Source organism: Haloferax prahovense DSM 18310 (genome assembly GCF_000336815.1).
In the GTDB taxonomy this organism is placed as follows: Archaea; Halobacteriota; Halobacteria; order Halobacteriales; family Haloferacaceae; genus Haloferax; species Haloferax prahovense.
The window spans coordinates 69,801-84,537 of record NZ_AOLG01000054.1 but is presented as its reverse complement, the minus strand read 5'-3'; the positions used below and the strand labels follow the sequence as shown (position 1 = coordinate 84,537).

The following is a 14,737-nucleotide window of genomic DNA, read 5'->3' as shown; positions in this document are numbered from 1 at the left end:
GTCGGCCGCCCGTCAGACGTGCCCGTGTCGTTTATGTGAACCGGCGAGGAAGGGGTGTGTATGGCCGACATACTCGCCGAGAACCTCTCCGGAAAGGCCGTCATGGGGTCCGACGGGACGGAACTCGGGATGCTGTACAACATCACGATGGATCTGAAATCGGGCGAGCTTCACGACCTCCTCGTCCAGCCGAACGAGCAGGTCGCCCCGAGCCGCGTGGCGTTCGACCAGGACGACCGCGGTCGGTTCCGAATCCCGGTGAATCGCGTGCAGGCGGTCAAGGATTACATCGTCGTCCAACGGTAGTTTCAGGATAGATTCTCAATGCGGATTCTCGACGCTTCTGCGTTCATCAACGAGTACCACACCGACGACGAGACGGCCTCGATTCCCCTCGTCAAGGAAGAACTCACCGGCGAGCACGCCTTCCGGTTCGACGCGCTCGAAGGCGCGGGCATGCACGTCCACATCCCCGGACAGGGAACCGTGGACAAGGTGCTCCGCGCCGCGGGCGAGACCGGCGACCGCGACGTGCTCTCGGAGACCGACACGCGCCTCATCGCCGCCGCGTTCGAACTCGACGCGACGCTCGTCACCGACGACTACGCGATGCAGAACGTCGCCGAGCGGCTCAACGTCGGCGTCGAAGTCATCGCCCAAGACGGCATCGCAGAACAGCGGAGCTGGAAGTTCCAATGTCAGGGCTGCGGCCGCGAGTTCGACGAGAACAAAGAGCGCTGTCCCATCTGCGGGATGGAGCTGTCGCGGAAGAACCCGGCATAAGCCGGTCGACCGCTCGACTCGACTTTTCGTCGTTCTTTTTCAGACCATGCCGGTCGCCTGCGCGTAGCTCACGAGGAACTGGACCGCGTTGTACAGCCCGTGGACCAGCGCGGCGACGAGCAGGTTCCCGCTTTTCTCGTAGACGAGCGCGAGGACGCTCCCGAGGAGGAACACCATCCCCAGCGAGACGAAGGCTCCCTCGCCGGAGAACGACCAGACGTGAATCGACGCGAACACCAGACTCGACAGGACGACCGCGGGCGCGGGACCCCAGAGTCGGCGGAGTTCGCCGAAGGCGATGCCCCGGAAGATGAGCTCCTCCGCCGGGCCGACGAGGACGATAGTGACGACGGTGAGATACAGGAAGTACACCGGGTTCTCGCGGCCCTGCTGGGCGATGACGCTGTCGCCGCTCTGGATGCCGAGCGCGGACATCAGCGCCGACGCGCCGAGGTAGACGCCCATCACGGCGACGAACCCGCCCGCAATCCACAGGGCGTCGCGCGCGGTCGGTCGCTCGAATCGAATCAGGTCCCAGTCGTCGCGGGCGGCGAGGTAGCCCGCGCCGACGACGCCGAAGCCGACGAACTGTCCGGCGCTCTGTATCGCGCCGATGAGTGCGGAGTCACCCGGGAACACGCCGCGAGCGAGGCCGCCGGCGAGCGAGCCGAACGTCGCGCCGACGATGAGCGAGAGGGCGACGACGATGATGATGCCACCGTACGCTTGGAGGTGGTCTGCGGGGCTCGCAGACGCGCGGGCGGTGTCGTGTGCCATTGCCCTCCCCTTCGGAACGGGGTCGGATAACCGATTCGGGTCGATTCTCGTGATGCTGTGAAGTCACGTGAGTCTGCGTCGTTTGCGCCGTCTCGAGAGGAGAACCGGACTGCGGGAACCTCTCGAAAGCCCCCGCCGCGACGGCTCCCGCGGGCCGCCGCGGTCCTCAGCCTCCGGCCTGCGGTCCTCACCGCCCCGGGGTTCGCCCTCGCGGCGGCCCCTTTCAGTCCCGCCCCGTGGACTGTTCGGTGGTCGTCGCTCGTTGGTTGTTCTGTGGTCGTCGCAAAAGCTGGTTCTCGGCCGTGGTCGCCGTGAGCCTCTCGCTCCGACTACTCGACGACCAGCCGCGACTTCTCTTCGACCGCGTCGGCCTCCTCGAAGTCGCCGCCGCCGAGCAGGCCGCGAGCGGCGCGTTTGCCCCACTCGACCGCCGGCTGGACGAACGCGTCCACGCTGGCGAGTTCGCCGTAGAGAACGCAGGCGGCCTCCATCGCGTAGAGCAGTTCGCCCAGTCCGTGCTCGTCCACGCGGTCGAGTTCGATGCGGACGTTCGGGCGGTCGGCGGCGACGAGGCTCGCCTCGGTCGCCTCGAACTCGGCGTCGAGCAGTTCGCCGAGCGACGAGCCGCCGAGGTACGCGAGGCCGTCGAGGTCGGTCTCGGGGATGGCAACGTCCTCGCGCTCGGTCGCGCGGACGAGCGTCACGAGCTTGTCGCGCGGGCCGGCGCGGTACAGTTGAAGCTGGGAGTGCTGGTCGGTCGCGCCGAGCGCCCGCAGGGGCGTCTGGCCGAGGCCGTCCTTCCCGAGCGACTCGGCCCACAGCTGGGCGAACCACTCGGAGAACGTTTCGAGCGACTCGGCGTAAGGCATCATCGCGTTCTGGTGCATGCCGCGCTCGGCGAGGGCGTAGGAGACCGCGCCGTAGGCGTACGCGGGCGAGTCGAAAAGCGAGTCCGACAGGCGCGCTTCCTGTGCGGCCGCGCCCTCTAGCACCGCCTCGATGTCGTGGCCGCAGAGGGCGGCGGCGGCGAGGCCGACCGTCGAGAGCACCGAAAAACGGCCGGGGACGCCGTCCGGGACGGGGAGCGACGGGAGGTCGTGCTGGTCGGCGAGGTCGCGGAGGTTGCCCTCCTCGCCGGTCGTGACGAACGTCCGGTCGGCCCAGTCGACGCCCGCGTCGGCCATGGCTTCCTGCACGACGAGGAAGTTCGCCAGCGTCTCGGCGGTCGTGCCGGACCGCGAGACGACGTTGACGACGGTCGACGAGAGGTCCAGCGAGTCGAGGAGGCGCTCGACGGCCTCGGGGTCGACGTTGTCGAGGTAGTAGGCGTCAACGTCGCTTTCGAGGGCGTCGGTGAGGGTGGCCGCGCCGAGGGCGCTGCCGCCGATGCCGACGGTGACGACCGCCGAGGGGTCGTCGAACCGGCTCACGGCGTCGCGAATCGCCGCGGGGTCGGTGCTGTTCGGGAGGTTCAGCGATTCGTAGCCGTGCTCGCCGGCTGCTCGGCCTCGTTCGATGCGGTCGTGGGCGGCCGCGACGCGGCCGTCGAGTCGTTCGAGCGCCTCGCGCGAGACGCCGTGGGCCGACGCCGTGTCGAGGACGTTCCCGAGATCTACCTGCATACAGGATGCCGCGTCGCCCGGCGTCAAAACGACACCGGTCGCTTTAATCGCGGCCGCTCCCAAGGGCGACCGATGGCAGACGACTACGGCGGCGTCGTCGGCGCGTTCCCGTACGCCTTCCGGCACAGCGAGTCGTGGCTGTTCAAGTGCTACGTGCTCGTCGGTGCCCTCGCGACGGGTATCGTCTCGTTGTTCGTCGCCTTCGGACTCGTGGTCCTCATCGGCGCGACCGCCGGCGTCCCCGGCGGCTCGCTTACCCTCTCGCGGTCGTTCTACGTCCTCGTGGGGCTGTTCGTCGTCGCGCCGCTCGTCGCCCCGGTGCTGTTCGTCGCCCGGCGACACCGCCGAACCGGCTCGGAGCCGCGGTACGACCTGAGCCTCGCGCTCGCTGGATTCGTGTTCATGGCGTCGGTGTACGTCGGGCTCGTCGCGTCGGTGCCGGCGGAGCTTCAGACGCCGGCGGAGCCGTTTACTGTGGGTCCCGTGACCGTCTCGGCGCTCGTTCCCGTCGTCCAACTCCTCTACGACCTCCCCGCAATCTACGGACTCGTCCCGCCGGTCGCGTGCGCGGTCGGAATCTACGGCATTCACCGACTGCTCCGATAATCGTCGCCGACTCGTTCTCACCTGACTCCGTTCTCACCCGACTCTCGCCGCCAACTCGTCGCGGTAGCGGTAGACGACCGCCGAGGCGACGACGCCGACGCCGACGAGGAGGTGCCCCGCGTCGGTCTTGTACGCCTTGTAGTCGGAGGTCATGAGCGGGCAGACCGCCACGATGGTCGCGCCCGCGACCCAGCCGTTCCACGGCGGGACGAACTGGAGGAGGAAGTAGTTCGCCAGCACGACGAGGTGCGTGTGGACGACCGTCGTTCCGCGGTAGTACGAGGTCCCCGAGTCGTCGCCGAAGCCCTCGCTGTTGTGGCGGATGAGTCGCAGGCCGCCGAAGGTGAGGACGACGAAGCCGACGACGGCGCTCACGACCGGGTTGGGCGCGAGCGCGACGTGGTACAGGAGCGCCGCCGACACGAGGTACGCGAAGATGTCGATGAAGGAGTCTATCTGTCGGCCGAACGCCGAGGCGGTCCCGGTCTTGCGGGCGTAGTAGCCGTCGGCCTTGTCGAAGGCGAAACCGACGAGGACGGCCACGATGGCCCAGTTCGGCTCGCCCGACACGAACAGTATCGCGCCGACCCACGCCCAGAAGAGCGCGCCCAGACTCAACCAGTCGGCGGCCCCGAGCCGCGAAATCATGTTCTCCCCCGTCGATGAGCGCACGACCTCGCTCGCCCGCGCGTCGACCGCGTCCAGCCTCCCGCGAAGTGCTGACCTGAGTTCGTCCGTCATGCCTGTCTGTCCGACACACTCGACCGATTGAGTATAAATTTAACCGCTATAGTATATATAAATCAAATATCTATATATCAACGTTCCCGAACGGAGCGCTCGGGACGGAACTGAGCGCTCTGTACCGCTATGAACGGGGTTTGACGCGCCGCCGTCGCAACGGTCCGGCCCGGTAGTACGCCCGGGTTCGGACGACTCGAAAGCCGACGCTCTCGAAGGTCCACTGCGACGGTCGGTTGTCGCGGGCGACGAGCGCGTGAACCGTCTCGGCCCCCCGCTCGCCGGCGACCGCGACGGCCCGCGAGACGAGCGCGGTGGCGATGCCGCGGTTCCGCGCCTCGGGCGCGACGAACACCCGGCGGACGTAGCCGCCGGGAAAGCTCACGTCAGTTTCCAGCGGGTGGACGTGGTACGTCAGGCCGGGGTCACCGAGGAAGAGGTAGCCGACGAGGTCGGAGTCCGCGACTTCACCGTTCTCACCACCCTCGCCGTCTCTCTCGCCTCTCCCGACGTCGAACGCGCACACCGCCGTCTCGTCGCCTCTGAGCTCGGAAAACGCGTCGTAGCGGGCTTCGAATCGCCGAGCCACTTCGGGTTCGAGCGCGCGAATCTCGACGCCCGCCGGGGGGCCGCGGCCGACGTCCGCCGCGTCGGCGTCCGCGACGTACTCGTCCATCTGCGTCGCCGTGAGTCCGCGAGCCTTGAGCGCGTCGTAGACGCGGTGGGCCGTCTCGGTCCGGGTCAACCGCCAGAGCGCGGGCATCGTCAGTCGCGTCGAAGCGCCGCGAGAAAAGCCCACCGTCGCCGTGGGTACAGGTGGCACACGCGGTCGAACGCGCCCGAAACGGGGAAAAGCCCCGGTGGCTTACACCGGGTGATGACCGAGTCCGAGTCCGAGTCCGAGTCCGAGTCCGAGACCGAGTCCGAGCGAACGGGAACGTTTCTCGTCACCGCCGCCGACGGGGAGTCGGCCGTCCTGAAGGACGTTCACTCCGGGCAGGTTCACGCGCTCTCGTCGAACCCCGGTGTCTCCGAGGACGAAGCCGTCCGGGGGACTGTCGCGCCCGACCCGCCGATGAACGTCTCGTGGCAGCTCGTCGAGGTCGACTCGCGCTGGACCGTCTCCGTCGAGCGCTCCACCGAGTCGCCGACGACGAACTCCCGCGACATCGCCGCGGACAACCCCGACGGCGAACTCGTCCGGGAGGAACGCGCCGGCACCGGCGAGATTCACGTCCTCTCGGTTCCCGACGACATGACCGAACAGGCCGTCGACGATGTCCTCTCGGACCGCGAGGGGCTGCTCTCGCGGGCCGCCAGACTCGACGTGAACCGCGTCGAAGTCCGCTCGCAGCCGGGCGTCGTCGCGGTCCGCTACATGCCCTGAGTCGGGTCTTTTCTGCCCTCCGCTCGCTCGTCTGCTTCGCTCCCGCTCTCGCTCTCACTACCGCTGTGTTCCGGTCGAGGAGACGGGGCCGTCCGCGCTCTGGACGCACCACCCGCCGTGGACGCTCCCCTCGCGCTCGACGAACTCGACGGTCGTCTCCTCGCCGATTCCGGCCGCGTCCGCCGGGTCGAGCCTCTCCACTCGGAGCGTCAGCGTCAACGCGTCGCCGCAACAGCCCACGTCGAGGAACTCCTCCCACTCGTCGCCCGGCGCGGCGTCCTCGTGGACCCGCTGCAGGTAGGTCACGAAGTGGTCGGTGGTCAGCTGGTCGCGGCCCCACGCGCTGAGTTCGTCGGGAACGGAGACGACCACGCGGGTCGCCGTCTGGTCGGTCGCCATACCTCACGATTGTCGGCCAACGATTATGGGCCTGTCGCGGGTTCGCCGCGCGCCCGTCAGACCGTTTTACGGCCGAGGCCGTCCGCGGATAAGAAACCTTATTCGGCACCGCTCAGGACCGCAACCCATGGTTGAGTTTACGGTACCGGAGGTAGACTACACCCGGTACACGAATCGCCAACTCGTGGCCGTCCCCCTCGCGGTCCTCGCGGTGGCCCTGCTGGTCATCGGAGGGTGGTACGTCGCGACTGGCGCGCCGGTGAACCCGGGCGTTGATTTCACCGGCGGGACCGAACTCCGTATCGCAACGGATGCCCCGCAAAGCGAGGTCGCCGCGGCCTTCGACAGTCAGCCCGAATCGATTCGTTCCGTCGCGGCCGACGGAACGTACGTCGTGACCTTCCAGTCCGGGAGCGCGACGTCGAGCGAACTCCAGACGCAGGCCGAAGACGCCGGCTTCGAAGTCCGGTCTATCGACGCGGTGTCGGCTAACTTCGGCTCCGAGACGCAACTGCTCGCCCTCGGTGGCCTCGCGGTCGCCTTCGCGGGCATGAGTATCCTCGTGTTCGCCATGTTCCGCTCGTTCGTCCCCTCCATCGCGGTCGTCATCTCGGCGTTCTCCGACATCGTCATCCCGGTGGCGCTGATGAACCTCCTCGGCATCGAGCTATCGCTGGGGACCGTCGCCGCCCTCCTGATGCTTATCGGGTACTCGGTGGACTCGGACATCCTCCTGAACAACCACGTCCTCCGACGGTCCGGTGACTTCTACGAGTCCACCGCGCGCGCCATGCGCACCGGTGTGACCATGACGCTCACGTCCATCGCGGCGATGATCGTCATGACCATCACGGCGACGCTGTTCGGCATTCAGTTGCTCGCCGCCATCGGAACGGTCCTCGTCTTCGGCCTCACCGCCGACCTGATGAACACCTACATGCTGAACGTGACCCTCCTTCGCTGGTACAAGTTCGAGGGGGTGGCCCGATGAGCACGCTCCGCGACAACTGGCGGGTCATCTTCCTCGTCGTCGCCGTCCTGCTCTCGACGTTCGCCCTCTTCTCGCCGACCATCGGGGGGCAGACCCAGGGCCCCATCGCCGATGACGACGGCGCGACGAACCTCAAGTTCGGCCTCCAACTCGACGGCGGGACGCGCATCCGCGCGCCGCTCGTCGGCGTCACGGCCGAGGACGTCGAGTTCGAGGGCGATTCCGACCGCGTCGTCGAGCGACAGGTCGCCGCCCAGTTGGATGGTGCCGACGCCGCAGACGTCATCGCCCGTGTGGGCGCGGAGTCCAACACGGTCGAAGTGACCATCGAGAACGCCACGACCGACGACTTGGCCGCCGCGCTCGACGCCGCGGGCTACGCCCACGGGGAAGTCAGAGACGGCGTCACCGAGACGACCCGCGCCGAGACGGTCCGCGTCCTCCAGTCGAAGATCAACGAGGCCGGGCTCTCCGGCGGGACGGTCCAACAGGTGACCACGGCGACGGGCGAACACTTCATCCTCGTCGAGGTCCCCAACCGCGACCAGTCGGACGTCGTCGACCTCGTCGGCGAGCGCGGGACGGTCCAAATCGACATCTATTACCCGGTCTCGCAGAACGGCACGCGAACCTACGAGACGCGCGAGGCCGTTCTGACGCAGGCTGACTTCACCTCCATCGGGACCGCACAGGAGTCCCAGGCCGGGAGCGGGGCCTTCGTCCCCGTCTCCGTCCGGGACGAACCCGCACAGGAGTTCCAGTCGGCGGTCGTCGAGACCGGCCTCGCCCAGAACGGCGGGACCCGGTGTACCTACATGGAAGACGGCGGACAGAACACGACCGAAGGCTGTCTCCTCCTCGTCGTCAACGGCGAGGTCGTCAACGCCTTCGGAATGAGCGGCGGGCTCGCCGACACCATGCGGTCCGGCGAGTGGGCCGGCGCGCCGAGCTTCCAGCTCCAGACCCGCAACACGTCCGAGGCCCAGGAAATCGCAATCAACCTCCGCGCTGGCGCGCTGCCGGCCAAGCTCGACCTCTCGGGCGAGGACAGCGGCACCTCGTCGTACATCTCTCCGAGCCAGGGTGAGAGCTTCAAGTTCAACTCGCTCATCACGGGTATCATCGCGGTCCTCGCGGTCGCTGGCGTCGTCTTCGTCCGCTACGGCAAACCGCAGGTCGCCCTGCCGATGATCGTCACCGGCCTCTCCGAGGTGTACATCCTCCTCGGGTTCGCCGCGGCCATCGGCTACCCGCTCGACCTCTCTGTCATCGCCGGCTTCATCGCCGTCATCGGGACGGGTGTGGACGACCTCATCATCATCGCCGACGAGGTGATGGCTGAGGGCACGGTGAAGTCGCGGAAGGTCTTCCAGTCGCGGTTCCGCCGGGCCTTCTGGGTCATCGGCGCGGCCGCCGCGACGACTATCATCGCTATGAGCCCGCTCGCCGTGCTCTCGCTTGGCGACCTGCAGGGCTTCGCCATCTTCACCATCCTCGGCGTCATCATCGGCGTCCTCGTCACCCGCCCGGCGTACGGTGATATCCTCCGAATCCTCCTGACCGAGGACCGCTGAGGTCGACCCGTTTTCGACCGACGCTCTCTTTCACTCGCCCGTCACGCGTCCAGCGCCGCGAGCGGACGACCCCGCCCGCAGGCCACCGTCGAAATTCTCGCAGTTGATACCTCTCCGACCGCTCAATCGTTCCCCATGTCAGAATCGGGTGGCGGCGACGGTTTCGGTCGTCCTCATCGGGACGTACTCGCCGACAGAATGATATAGACTGTCTATAAAATACTGACCGAACCGGCAACCGACCAACCGCCGCCCGTCGGTACTCACGGTGCACGCACTCCACTCATGGAAGACACGCCACTTCGACGCGACGACACGGACGCGACGACCCGGCCGGACGCTCCGCGACGCTCCGCCTCCGCGGACGACGAGGAGTTCGTCGCCATCGTCGCCCCGTACGAGGACGCACCAGACGAGTGCACCATCTTCCCCGCAGGACTCGCAGAAGACGAGTTGCTGACGACGTGGCTCTCCGCGCAGGAAGGCTCGTACGTCGCGCTCGCCGAGATGCGGTGAGCCGTCCCCGCAACTCGCCCTCGAACCACCGACCCTCCACTTTTTCGACCGCCGGTCCCGCGACGCCTCAGAAATCGCCCAGCGACGACTGTTCGTGTGCGGCCATGAGGTCGGCGCAGGTCGACCACGACTTCCGCGCGCAGTCCGGGAGAATGCCGTGTTCGCGGACGTACTCTCGCAGGAACTTGCGGGTCGTCCCGTCGCTCGGGTAACCGCTTCCGACCTCGCCGTACGCCGCGGCAATCTCCTCGACCCGGCGGTCGCGTTCGACCTTCGCCACGATGCTCGCCGCGCCGACGATGGCGTGTTCGTCGTCCGCGCGGTGCTGGGCGTGGACCTCGACTTCGACGCCCGCCTCGGCCACCCCCTCGCGGACGCGGCGGCCGAATCTGGACTCGCTCACGTCGCCCGCGTCGCAGACGAGTTCGTCGGCGTCGACGGCGACCTCGGCGGCGGCCTCGACCTGCGCCCGGACGGTCAGCAGGTTCATGTTCGTCTCGGGGTCGTCGATGGTCTCGGGTTCGACGAACGCGACCCCGACTTCCACGTCGTCTCGGTCACGGAGTTTCGCGGCGAGTTCCTCGCGGCGCTCGGGAGCGAGTCGTTTCGAGTCGGCGATTCCGTCCGGGAGGGCGTCGGGGTCCCCTCGGACCGCCGCAGCGACCATCGGACCCAACACGGGTCCCTTTCCGGCTTCGTCGACGCCGATGTGCATACCTCGTCGGGTGTCGCGGGCGAGAATTAGAGATTGCGGTCCGCGACGACGCCGGCCCAGCCAGCGAGTGCCGGGCTGCCCACAGTGAGAGCCGTGACGCTCAGCACGGACGCGAGGGAGTGTGTGTTCACGTGGATTCCGAAGACGAGGACCGCGGCGAGGGACGCGGTCGTGAGGGAGAGCGCCTGCTTCGATTCGCCAACCGCTCGGGAGAGAACCGGCGTGGCTAACGCGCTCGCAAGCGAGAACAGTCCGCCGAGAACGACGTAATCGAGAATCTGCGAGCCGCCGCCAGAGGACCAGACCTGATACACTGTCTCCTCGTATTCCACGTAGTACTCACCCTGTCCGAGTGCGATGGTGTCGCTGTAGAAGAACTCGGGTGCGCCCGTTCCACGAAGGACAACGGTCGTGGACTCGGCAGCCTCGCCGATTCGTTCGTGCGCAGTCGTCACCACCTGCCGGGCGGGTGGGGAGAGCGAATCACCGCCGCGAAAAACCGCACCGTCAACGCTCTCGGCCTTTTCGGGAATCGAGTCTTCGACAGTCACGTAGTGGTCGTCCTCCGGGGCTCCGGGCGCGGGAACGACGACAAACGCGGCAGCGACGAGGGCGACCGCGAACACCAGACGAGCCACACCGAGGATGGAGGGCATCGCCTCGGAAGAATCACCCTGCCGACAAGTGCCTTCCCCTCAGTCTTTGAAGAACTCGTCGTCCTCGAACGGTTCGTCCTCGCCTTCGACTGCGATGACGTCGAGCGCGGTGACGACCGCGCCCGTGTCGAGGATACCGGCGAGACTCGGGTTGGTTCGGCCCTCGTCGCCCGAGACGAGTTCCTTGATGTAGAGACCGCCCTCGCCGTGGACTTCGACGGTCGCGTGGCGCGCGTCTTCGAGGTCGCCGGTGGCGTCGTAGACGTGGCGGGTGCGGGTGATGCTCGCGCGGCGGTGGTCGACGCGGTGCGGGGTGTACTGCTCGATGGTCGCGCCGGTGAGTTCGTCCAGCGCGGCCTGCAGGTCCTCGTCGGTCACGTCGTCGTCGAATTCGACGGCGGCGCGGTACTCCTTGCTCGCGTCGAGTTTCTTCACGCGTTCGACCATGTCGTAGGTGGCGAGGCGGAGCCCCTCGACCTCGATTTCGCCCTCGGCCATCGCGTTGATATCGCCTTCGAGCTGTTCCACGTCGATGGAGCGGCGGCGGGGCTCCATGATTTCGACGACGAACGGCCGGCCCGTGCCGAGCATGAGCGCGTCCACGTCCTCGCGGCCCGCGCCGTGGAACTTCGCGTCGACGCCGTCCATCACGTCCATCACGACGGGGGCGACGAAGCCCTCGACGCTGTCCTCGTAGAGGTAGCCGGAGCCGCCGCAGTAGTCGCAGGGCTCTTTGCCCTTGTAGCCCGAGCCGTCGCACTCGCGGCAGGGCCACTCGGTCTGCGGGATATCGCGCGCGAGCTTCCGGTAGCGCCCGTAGACGAACGCGGAGTTGAGCTGCGCCTCGACGGCGTCGGCTTCGATGTCGAGGAGGAACTGCACGTCCGGTCGGGTGAAGTCGACCTCGGTGCCGGTGAGTCGGCCCACGCGCTTTCCGACCTCGCGGTTGAACTCGGATTTGAACAGTTCGCCGGCGTCCTCGGGGAGGCCCGCCCCCTCGCGGAGCAGTAGCTCGTTTTCCTCGACGAGCGGCGGCGCACGGGTTCCGACTTGATACGTCTCGACTTCCACGTCCTCGATGGCCTCGGCGCAGCGTTCGGCCCACGCGTCGAACTCGGCGCAGGCCCCCTCGCAGACCCAGCAGTCCTCGGTTTCGACGGCCTCGTAGGGCTCGTCCGCGTCGAGGGCGGCGGCGACCCGGAGCGACTTGCCCCGCTCGGCGTTCGTCAGCCCGAAACTGCGCTCGGCGAAGGCCCGGCCCAGACAGGCGTCGCAGACCGGCCCGCTCTCGGCGAGCGCTCGCGCGTCCTCAAGGATGCTCATGTTCGGTCTCTATCGGGGCGCGCGTAACTAGCTTACTTTGTTCGCCGCGTCGCCGCGGCACGGCTTGTCGACGTACATCAGACCAGCGATGTTTGTCAACACGACCCGAGTGGAGTGCTATCTCGGCTCCGAGAAATTTGATGTACGGCGGCGTGGTAGCCGCTTCAACACCTGGGTCTACGGTCGATATCTCGTGTCTATCAATACGCAAACGAATCGGACGCTCGCACTGTTCGCGACCATCGCGGTCCTCTGGGGAACCTCGTTTATCGCCATCGAGGTCGGTCTCGACGTCCTCCCGCCCGTACTGTTCGCCGCCCTCCGATACGACGTGGCCGGCGTGGTGCTGTTCGCCTACGGCCTGCTCGCGGCCGAGGACTGGCGGCCCCGCGGCCGCGACGAGTGGCTCGTCGTCCTCGTCGGCGGGGCGCTCCTTATCGGCGCGCACTTCTCGCTCCTGTTCTCCGGCCAGCGGTACGTGACGAGCGGCGTCTCGGCCATCGTCATCAGCCTCGCGCCCGTCCTCACGCCGGTTTTCGCGTGGCCGATGCTGCCCGAAGAGCGCCTCGACGGATTCGGCTTCCTCGGAGTGTTTCTGGGGTTGGCCGGCACGGTGGTCATCGCCCTCGCGTCCGGGTCGGTCGGCGGCCAACTCCTCGGCGTCGTCCTGCTCCTTCTCGCGGCCGCGGCGTGGGCGTTCGGCTCGGTGCTCGTCAAGCGCCTCCCCGGGAACCCGCCCGTCGTTCCGATGCAGGCGTGGATGATGCTCCTCGGCGCGGGCATGCTCCACGTCACGAGTCCCGTCCTCGGCGAGCCCGGCCTCGCGAGCGTGGCGTGGTCGCCGGTCGTCGTCGCCGCGTTGCTGTTCTTGGCCGTGCTGTGCAGCGCCGTCGGCTTCATCGCCTACTTCGTCCTGCTCGACCGCATCGGGGCGGTCGAAATCAGCCTCGTCAACTACGTCACGCCGGTCGTCGCCGCCGTCACCGGCTGGGCGTTCCTCGGCGAGCGCATCGGCCCCGTCACCGTCGTCGGCTTCGCGCTCATCCTCCTCGGCTTCGCGTTCATGAAGCGCGACGCGCTCGGCCCGCTGGGTCGTCGTCTCGGCGTCCACGTCGGTCTCGTCGCGCCCGAACCGGCGACCGACCCGGACGGCCTTCCGGCCGACGACTGAGCGGCGTTCCGTCGCCGACCATCCGGGAGTATCGCAGCGCTATCGGGGTCCCGTTGCTCCGCGACAGCGCGAACGTCGAACCGCTTTCGAGTCGAAAAAAGCCTCGTCGCGTCCGACGCCGGTGTCCGCGTCGGCGTCGGCCGTCGTTCTCAGTTGCTGGTCTCGTTGTCCGACGACGTGGTCGTCTCGTTCGTCGTCGTGACCGTCTCGTTGGCGGTCGTCGTCTCCGTGACCGTCTCGTTGGTGGCGGTCCCGTTCGTGGTCGTCTCGTTCGTCGTCGTGGTCGTCGTCGTGGTCTCCTCTGCGGCGACCTCGTGGGTCGCGAGGACTTCTTCGGCACCCGCGCGGCCGACCCAGACGACCTCGACCGTCGAGCCGTTCTCGGCGGACTCGATTTTGAGGAAGTTACCCACCGAGACGGGGTAATCCTGCCCCTCCTCGCCGTCGGCGACCCACGTCGCGGTGCGCTCGTCGTCGACGGTGACGTAGACCTCGCTCGTCGCCTCGTCGGTAATCTTCTCGCCGTCCATGTGAACCACGCGGAGGACGCCGCTGTTGGTTCGGAAGGCGAGTTCGGGGTCCGGGACCTCGGCCGGCTCGACGTCGGTCGTCGTCTCGCCCGCCGTGCCGTTGCCGGTCTCGTTACCTGTCTCGTTGCCCGCAGTCGGCTGCGACCCGGAGCCACCGCCCATACATCCGGCGGTGGTGAGGAGGGCTCCTGTCGCGGCGGCGCTCTTCAGGAAGGTTCGTCGTTCCATACGCCATGATTTGCAAGCCCGTATATATGTCTTGTAGTTTACAGTTTGGGAGTGGATAACGACTCACACGGCGGATTTCTTCGTTTCGAGAAATGGTAACTTACAACAGTCCAACCTGTCCGAGCACCCACAGGGCGACGAGCGCCGTGGTCGCGCCGAGCGCGACGAGCAGGACGGTAATCGCGGCGACCGCGGCCAAGAGGAAGCGCCGGTCGGCCTCCGCGGCCGCGGGGGAGGCGTCGTCGTACCGGGCTTCCAACAGTCGGACGTTCCGGGCGTTCGCCTTCCACGCCGCGTCGAACACGTCGCCGACGACCGGGAGCGACCCGACGGTCGCGTCGAGGACGACGTTGCCGAGCATCCGCGCGAGCGTCGCCCGCGGCACGCCGAGCATCGCGGCCTCGACGAGGATGTACGCCGAGAGCGCCGAGGCCGTCGCGTCGCCGACGCCGGGCACGAGCCCTAGAATCGGGTCGAGACCGATGCGGTAGTTCGTCCCCGGAATCTCGAACGCCTCGTCGAGGTAGAAGCTCACCGTGCGGAGTCGCGCGAGCGTCTCCTCGTCCGCGACGCCCGCCGACTCGAAATCGACGACTGCGTCGGGTTCCAGCGACTCGTCTGCGTCGCCGTCGCTCGTCCCAACGGGCGTCGCCGGGGTGTTCGTCGAATCGTTCACACGTGTCAACTCGCGCGGGTGGAACTTGAGAATAGCGTCGGT

At 67.6% G+C, this 14,737-nt stretch carries 18 protein-coding genes; 8 read left to right on the top strand and 10 right to left on the bottom strand.

All coding sequences use genetic code 11. From position 1 onward, the window contains the following. The first annotated feature begins 60 nt into the window (after positions 1-60). Both C457_RS16280 and C457_RS16275 read left to right on the top strand, forming a co-directional pair. Positions 61-306 carry a PRC-barrel domain-containing protein gene (locus tag C457_RS16280; RefSeq protein WP_008096388.1) on the top strand — a complete coding sequence of 82 codons (246 nt, stop codon included), beginning with the start codon at positions 61-63 and terminating at the stop codon, positions 304-306. An 18-nt stretch (positions 307-324) separates the two neighbouring features. Then, the gene (locus tag C457_RS16275) at positions 325-783 is read left to right on the top strand and encodes an NOB1 family endonuclease (RefSeq protein ID WP_008096387.1); all 459 of its coding nucleotides are present in this window, start codon (positions 325-327) and stop codon (positions 781-783) included. Between the two features lie 39 nt (positions 784-822). Here C457_RS16275 and C457_RS16270 read toward each other — a convergent pair whose 3' ends face one another. Both C457_RS16270 and C457_RS16265 read right to left on the bottom strand, forming a co-directional pair. Continuing rightward, positions 823-1,560, bottom strand: coding sequence for a CPBP family intramembrane glutamic endopeptidase (locus C457_RS16270; RefSeq protein ID WP_008096386.1), 738 nt, complete (start codon positions 1,558-1,560; stop codon positions 823-825). Positions 1,561-1,889: 329 nt separating this feature from the next. Beyond that, positions 1,890-3,182, bottom strand: a complete 1,293-nt coding sequence (locus C457_RS16265) for a hypothetical protein (protein ID WP_008096385.1) — start codon at positions 3,180-3,182, stop codon at positions 1,890-1,892. Between the two features lie 72 nt (positions 3,183-3,254). On the opposite strand from C457_RS16265, the gene C457_RS16260 reads away from it, so the two are divergent. Further along, positions 3,255-3,788 (top strand): hypothetical protein, encoded by a 534-nt coding sequence (locus tag C457_RS16260; RefSeq protein WP_008096384.1) that lies wholly within the window; start codon positions 3,255-3,257, stop codon positions 3,786-3,788. Positions 3,789-3,821: 33 nt separating this feature from the next. Here the strand turns inward: C457_RS16260 and C457_RS16255 are convergent, their stop codons facing one another. Then, on the bottom strand, positions 3,822-4,529 hold the full coding sequence (locus C457_RS16255; protein ID WP_008096383.1) for a CDP-alcohol phosphatidyltransferase family protein: 708 nt from the start codon (positions 4,527-4,529) through the stop codon (positions 3,822-3,824). A gap of 127 nt (positions 4,530-4,656) precedes the next feature. Continuing rightward, positions 4,657-5,292 (bottom strand): GNAT family N-acetyltransferase, encoded by a 636-nt coding sequence (locus tag C457_RS16250; protein WP_008096381.1) that lies wholly within the window; start codon positions 5,290-5,292, stop codon positions 4,657-4,659. A 114-nt stretch (positions 5,293-5,406) separates the two neighbouring features. Between C457_RS16250 and C457_RS16245 the strand changes: the two genes are divergently transcribed. After that, positions 5,407-5,916 (top strand): DUF5812 family protein, encoded by a 510-nt coding sequence (locus C457_RS16245; RefSeq protein ID WP_008096379.1) that lies wholly within the window; start codon positions 5,407-5,409, stop codon positions 5,914-5,916. Positions 5,917-5,973: 57 nt separating this feature from the next. Here C457_RS16245 and C457_RS16240 read toward each other — a convergent pair whose 3' ends face one another. After that, complete coding sequence (locus tag C457_RS16240; protein ID WP_008096377.1) at positions 5,974-6,315, bottom strand: hypothetical protein; 342 nt, start codon at positions 6,313-6,315, stop codon at positions 5,974-5,976. A 127-nt stretch (positions 6,316-6,442) separates the two neighbouring features. Here C457_RS16240 and secF point away from each other — a divergent pair, with 127 nt between their 5' ends. The 3 genes from secF to C457_RS16225 all read left to right on the top strand — a co-directional run bounded on the left by secF (position 6,443) and on the right by C457_RS16225 (position 9,396). Further along, entirely contained in the window at positions 6,443-7,306 is an 864-nt protein-coding gene (gene secF, locus C457_RS16235) for a protein translocase subunit SecF (protein ID WP_049913667.1), read from the top strand. After that, positions 7,303-8,880 (top strand): preprotein translocase subunit SecD, encoded by a 1,578-nt coding sequence (secD, locus tag C457_RS16230; RefSeq protein ID WP_008096374.1) that lies wholly within the window; start codon positions 7,303-7,305, stop codon positions 8,878-8,880. The genes secF and secD overlap by 4 nt, the downstream gene beginning before the upstream one ends. A gap of 285 nt (positions 8,881-9,165) precedes the next feature. Further along, positions 9,166-9,396, top strand: a complete 231-nt coding sequence (locus tag C457_RS16225; RefSeq protein WP_008096372.1) for a DUF7511 domain-containing protein — start codon at positions 9,166-9,168, stop codon at positions 9,394-9,396. Positions 9,397-9,463: 67 nt separating this feature from the next. On the opposite strand, the gene rnhB is transcribed toward C457_RS16225, so the two are convergent. The 3 genes from rnhB to C457_RS16210 are packed head-to-tail and all read right to left on the bottom strand — an operon-like array spanning position 9,464 to position 12,090. Next, on the bottom strand, positions 9,464-10,111 hold the full coding sequence (gene rnhB, locus C457_RS16220) for a ribonuclease HII (RefSeq protein WP_008096369.1): 648 nt from the start codon (positions 10,109-10,111) through the stop codon (positions 9,464-9,466). Positions 10,112-10,137: 26 nt separating this feature from the next. Next, positions 10,138-10,767, bottom strand: coding sequence for a hypothetical protein (locus C457_RS16215; protein WP_049913666.1), 630 nt, complete (start codon positions 10,765-10,767; stop codon positions 10,138-10,140). Between the two features lie 39 nt (positions 10,768-10,806). Then, complete coding sequence (locus C457_RS16210) at positions 10,807-12,090, bottom strand: tRNA pseudouridine(54/55) synthase Pus10 (protein WP_008096365.1); 1,284 nt, start codon at positions 12,088-12,090, stop codon at positions 10,807-10,809. Between the two features lie 193 nt (positions 12,091-12,283). Here C457_RS16210 and C457_RS16205 point away from each other — a divergent pair, with 193 nt between their 5' ends. Then, the gene (locus tag C457_RS16205; protein WP_008096363.1) at positions 12,284-13,261 is read left to right on the top strand and encodes a DMT family transporter; all 978 of its coding nucleotides are present in this window, start codon (positions 12,284-12,286) and stop codon (positions 13,259-13,261) included. Between the two features lie 149 nt (positions 13,262-13,410). On the opposite strand, the gene C457_RS16200 is transcribed toward C457_RS16205, so the two are convergent. Together C457_RS16200 and C457_RS16195 are read right to left on the bottom strand one after the other, a co-directional pair. Then, complete coding sequence (locus C457_RS16200) at positions 13,411-14,019, bottom strand: twin-arginine translocation signal domain-containing protein (protein ID WP_008096361.1); 609 nt, start codon at positions 14,017-14,019, stop codon at positions 13,411-13,413. Between the two features lie 100 nt (positions 14,020-14,119). Then, positions 14,120-14,695 carry a DUF4112 domain-containing protein gene (locus C457_RS16195; RefSeq protein WP_008096359.1) on the bottom strand — a complete coding sequence of 192 codons (576 nt, stop codon included), beginning with the start codon at positions 14,693-14,695 and terminating at the stop codon, positions 14,120-14,122. Positions 14,696-14,737: the final 42 nt, after the last annotated feature.

Excerpts from the sequence above, each read along its gene's own strand:
- C457_RS16260 (WP_008096384.1), top strand. The coding sequence starts at position 3,255 with ATGGCAGACGACTACGGCGGCGTCGTCGGCGCGTTCCCGTACGCCTTC.
- C457_RS16275 (WP_008096387.1), top strand. The coding sequence starts at position 325 with ATGCGGATTCTCGACGCTTCTGCGTTCATCAACGAGTACCACACCGAC.
- C457_RS16225 (WP_008096372.1), top strand. The coding sequence starts at position 9,166 with ATGGAAGACACGCCACTTCGACGCGACGACACGGACGCGACGACCCGG.
- rnhB (WP_008096369.1), bottom strand. The coding sequence starts at position 10,111 with ATGCACATCGGCGTCGACGAAGCCGGAAAGGGACCCGTGTTGGGTCCG.
- C457_RS16245 (WP_008096379.1), top strand. The coding sequence starts at position 5,407 with ATGACCGAGTCCGAGTCCGAGTCCGAGTCCGAGTCCGAGACCGAGTCC.
- C457_RS16250 (WP_008096381.1), bottom strand. The coding sequence starts at position 5,292 with ATGCCCGCGCTCTGGCGGTTGACCCGGACCGAGACGGCCCACCGCGTC.
- C457_RS16255 (WP_008096383.1), bottom strand. The coding sequence starts at position 4,529 with ATGACGGACGAACTCAGGTCAGCACTTCGCGGGAGGCTGGACGCGGTC.
- C457_RS16270 (WP_008096386.1), bottom strand. The coding sequence starts at position 1,560 with ATGGCACACGACACCGCCCGCGCGTCTGCGAGCCCCGCAGACCACCTC.
- C457_RS16210 (WP_008096365.1), bottom strand. The coding sequence starts at position 12,090 with ATGAGCATCCTTGAGGACGCGCGAGCGCTCGCCGAGAGCGGGCCGGTC.
- C457_RS16215 (WP_049913666.1), bottom strand. The coding sequence starts at position 10,767 with ATGCCCTCCATCCTCGGTGTGGCTCGTCTGGTGTTCGCGGTCGCCCTC.
- C457_RS16200 (WP_008096361.1), bottom strand. The coding sequence starts at position 14,019 with ATGGAACGACGAACCTTCCTGAAGAGCGCCGCCGCGACAGGAGCCCTC.
- secF (WP_049913667.1), top strand. The coding sequence starts at position 6,443 with ATGGTTGAGTTTACGGTACCGGAGGTAGACTACACCCGGTACACGAAT.
- secD (WP_008096374.1), top strand. The coding sequence starts at position 7,303 with ATGAGCACGCTCCGCGACAACTGGCGGGTCATCTTCCTCGTCGTCGCC.
- C457_RS16240 (WP_008096377.1), bottom strand. The coding sequence starts at position 6,315 with ATGGCGACCGACCAGACGGCGACCCGCGTGGTCGTCTCCGTTCCCGAC.
- C457_RS16280 (WP_008096388.1), top strand. The coding sequence starts at position 61 with ATGGCCGACATACTCGCCGAGAACCTCTCCGGAAAGGCCGTCATGGGG.
- C457_RS16265 (WP_008096385.1), bottom strand. The coding sequence starts at position 3,182 with ATGCAGGTAGATCTCGGGAACGTCCTCGACACGGCGTCGGCCCACGGC.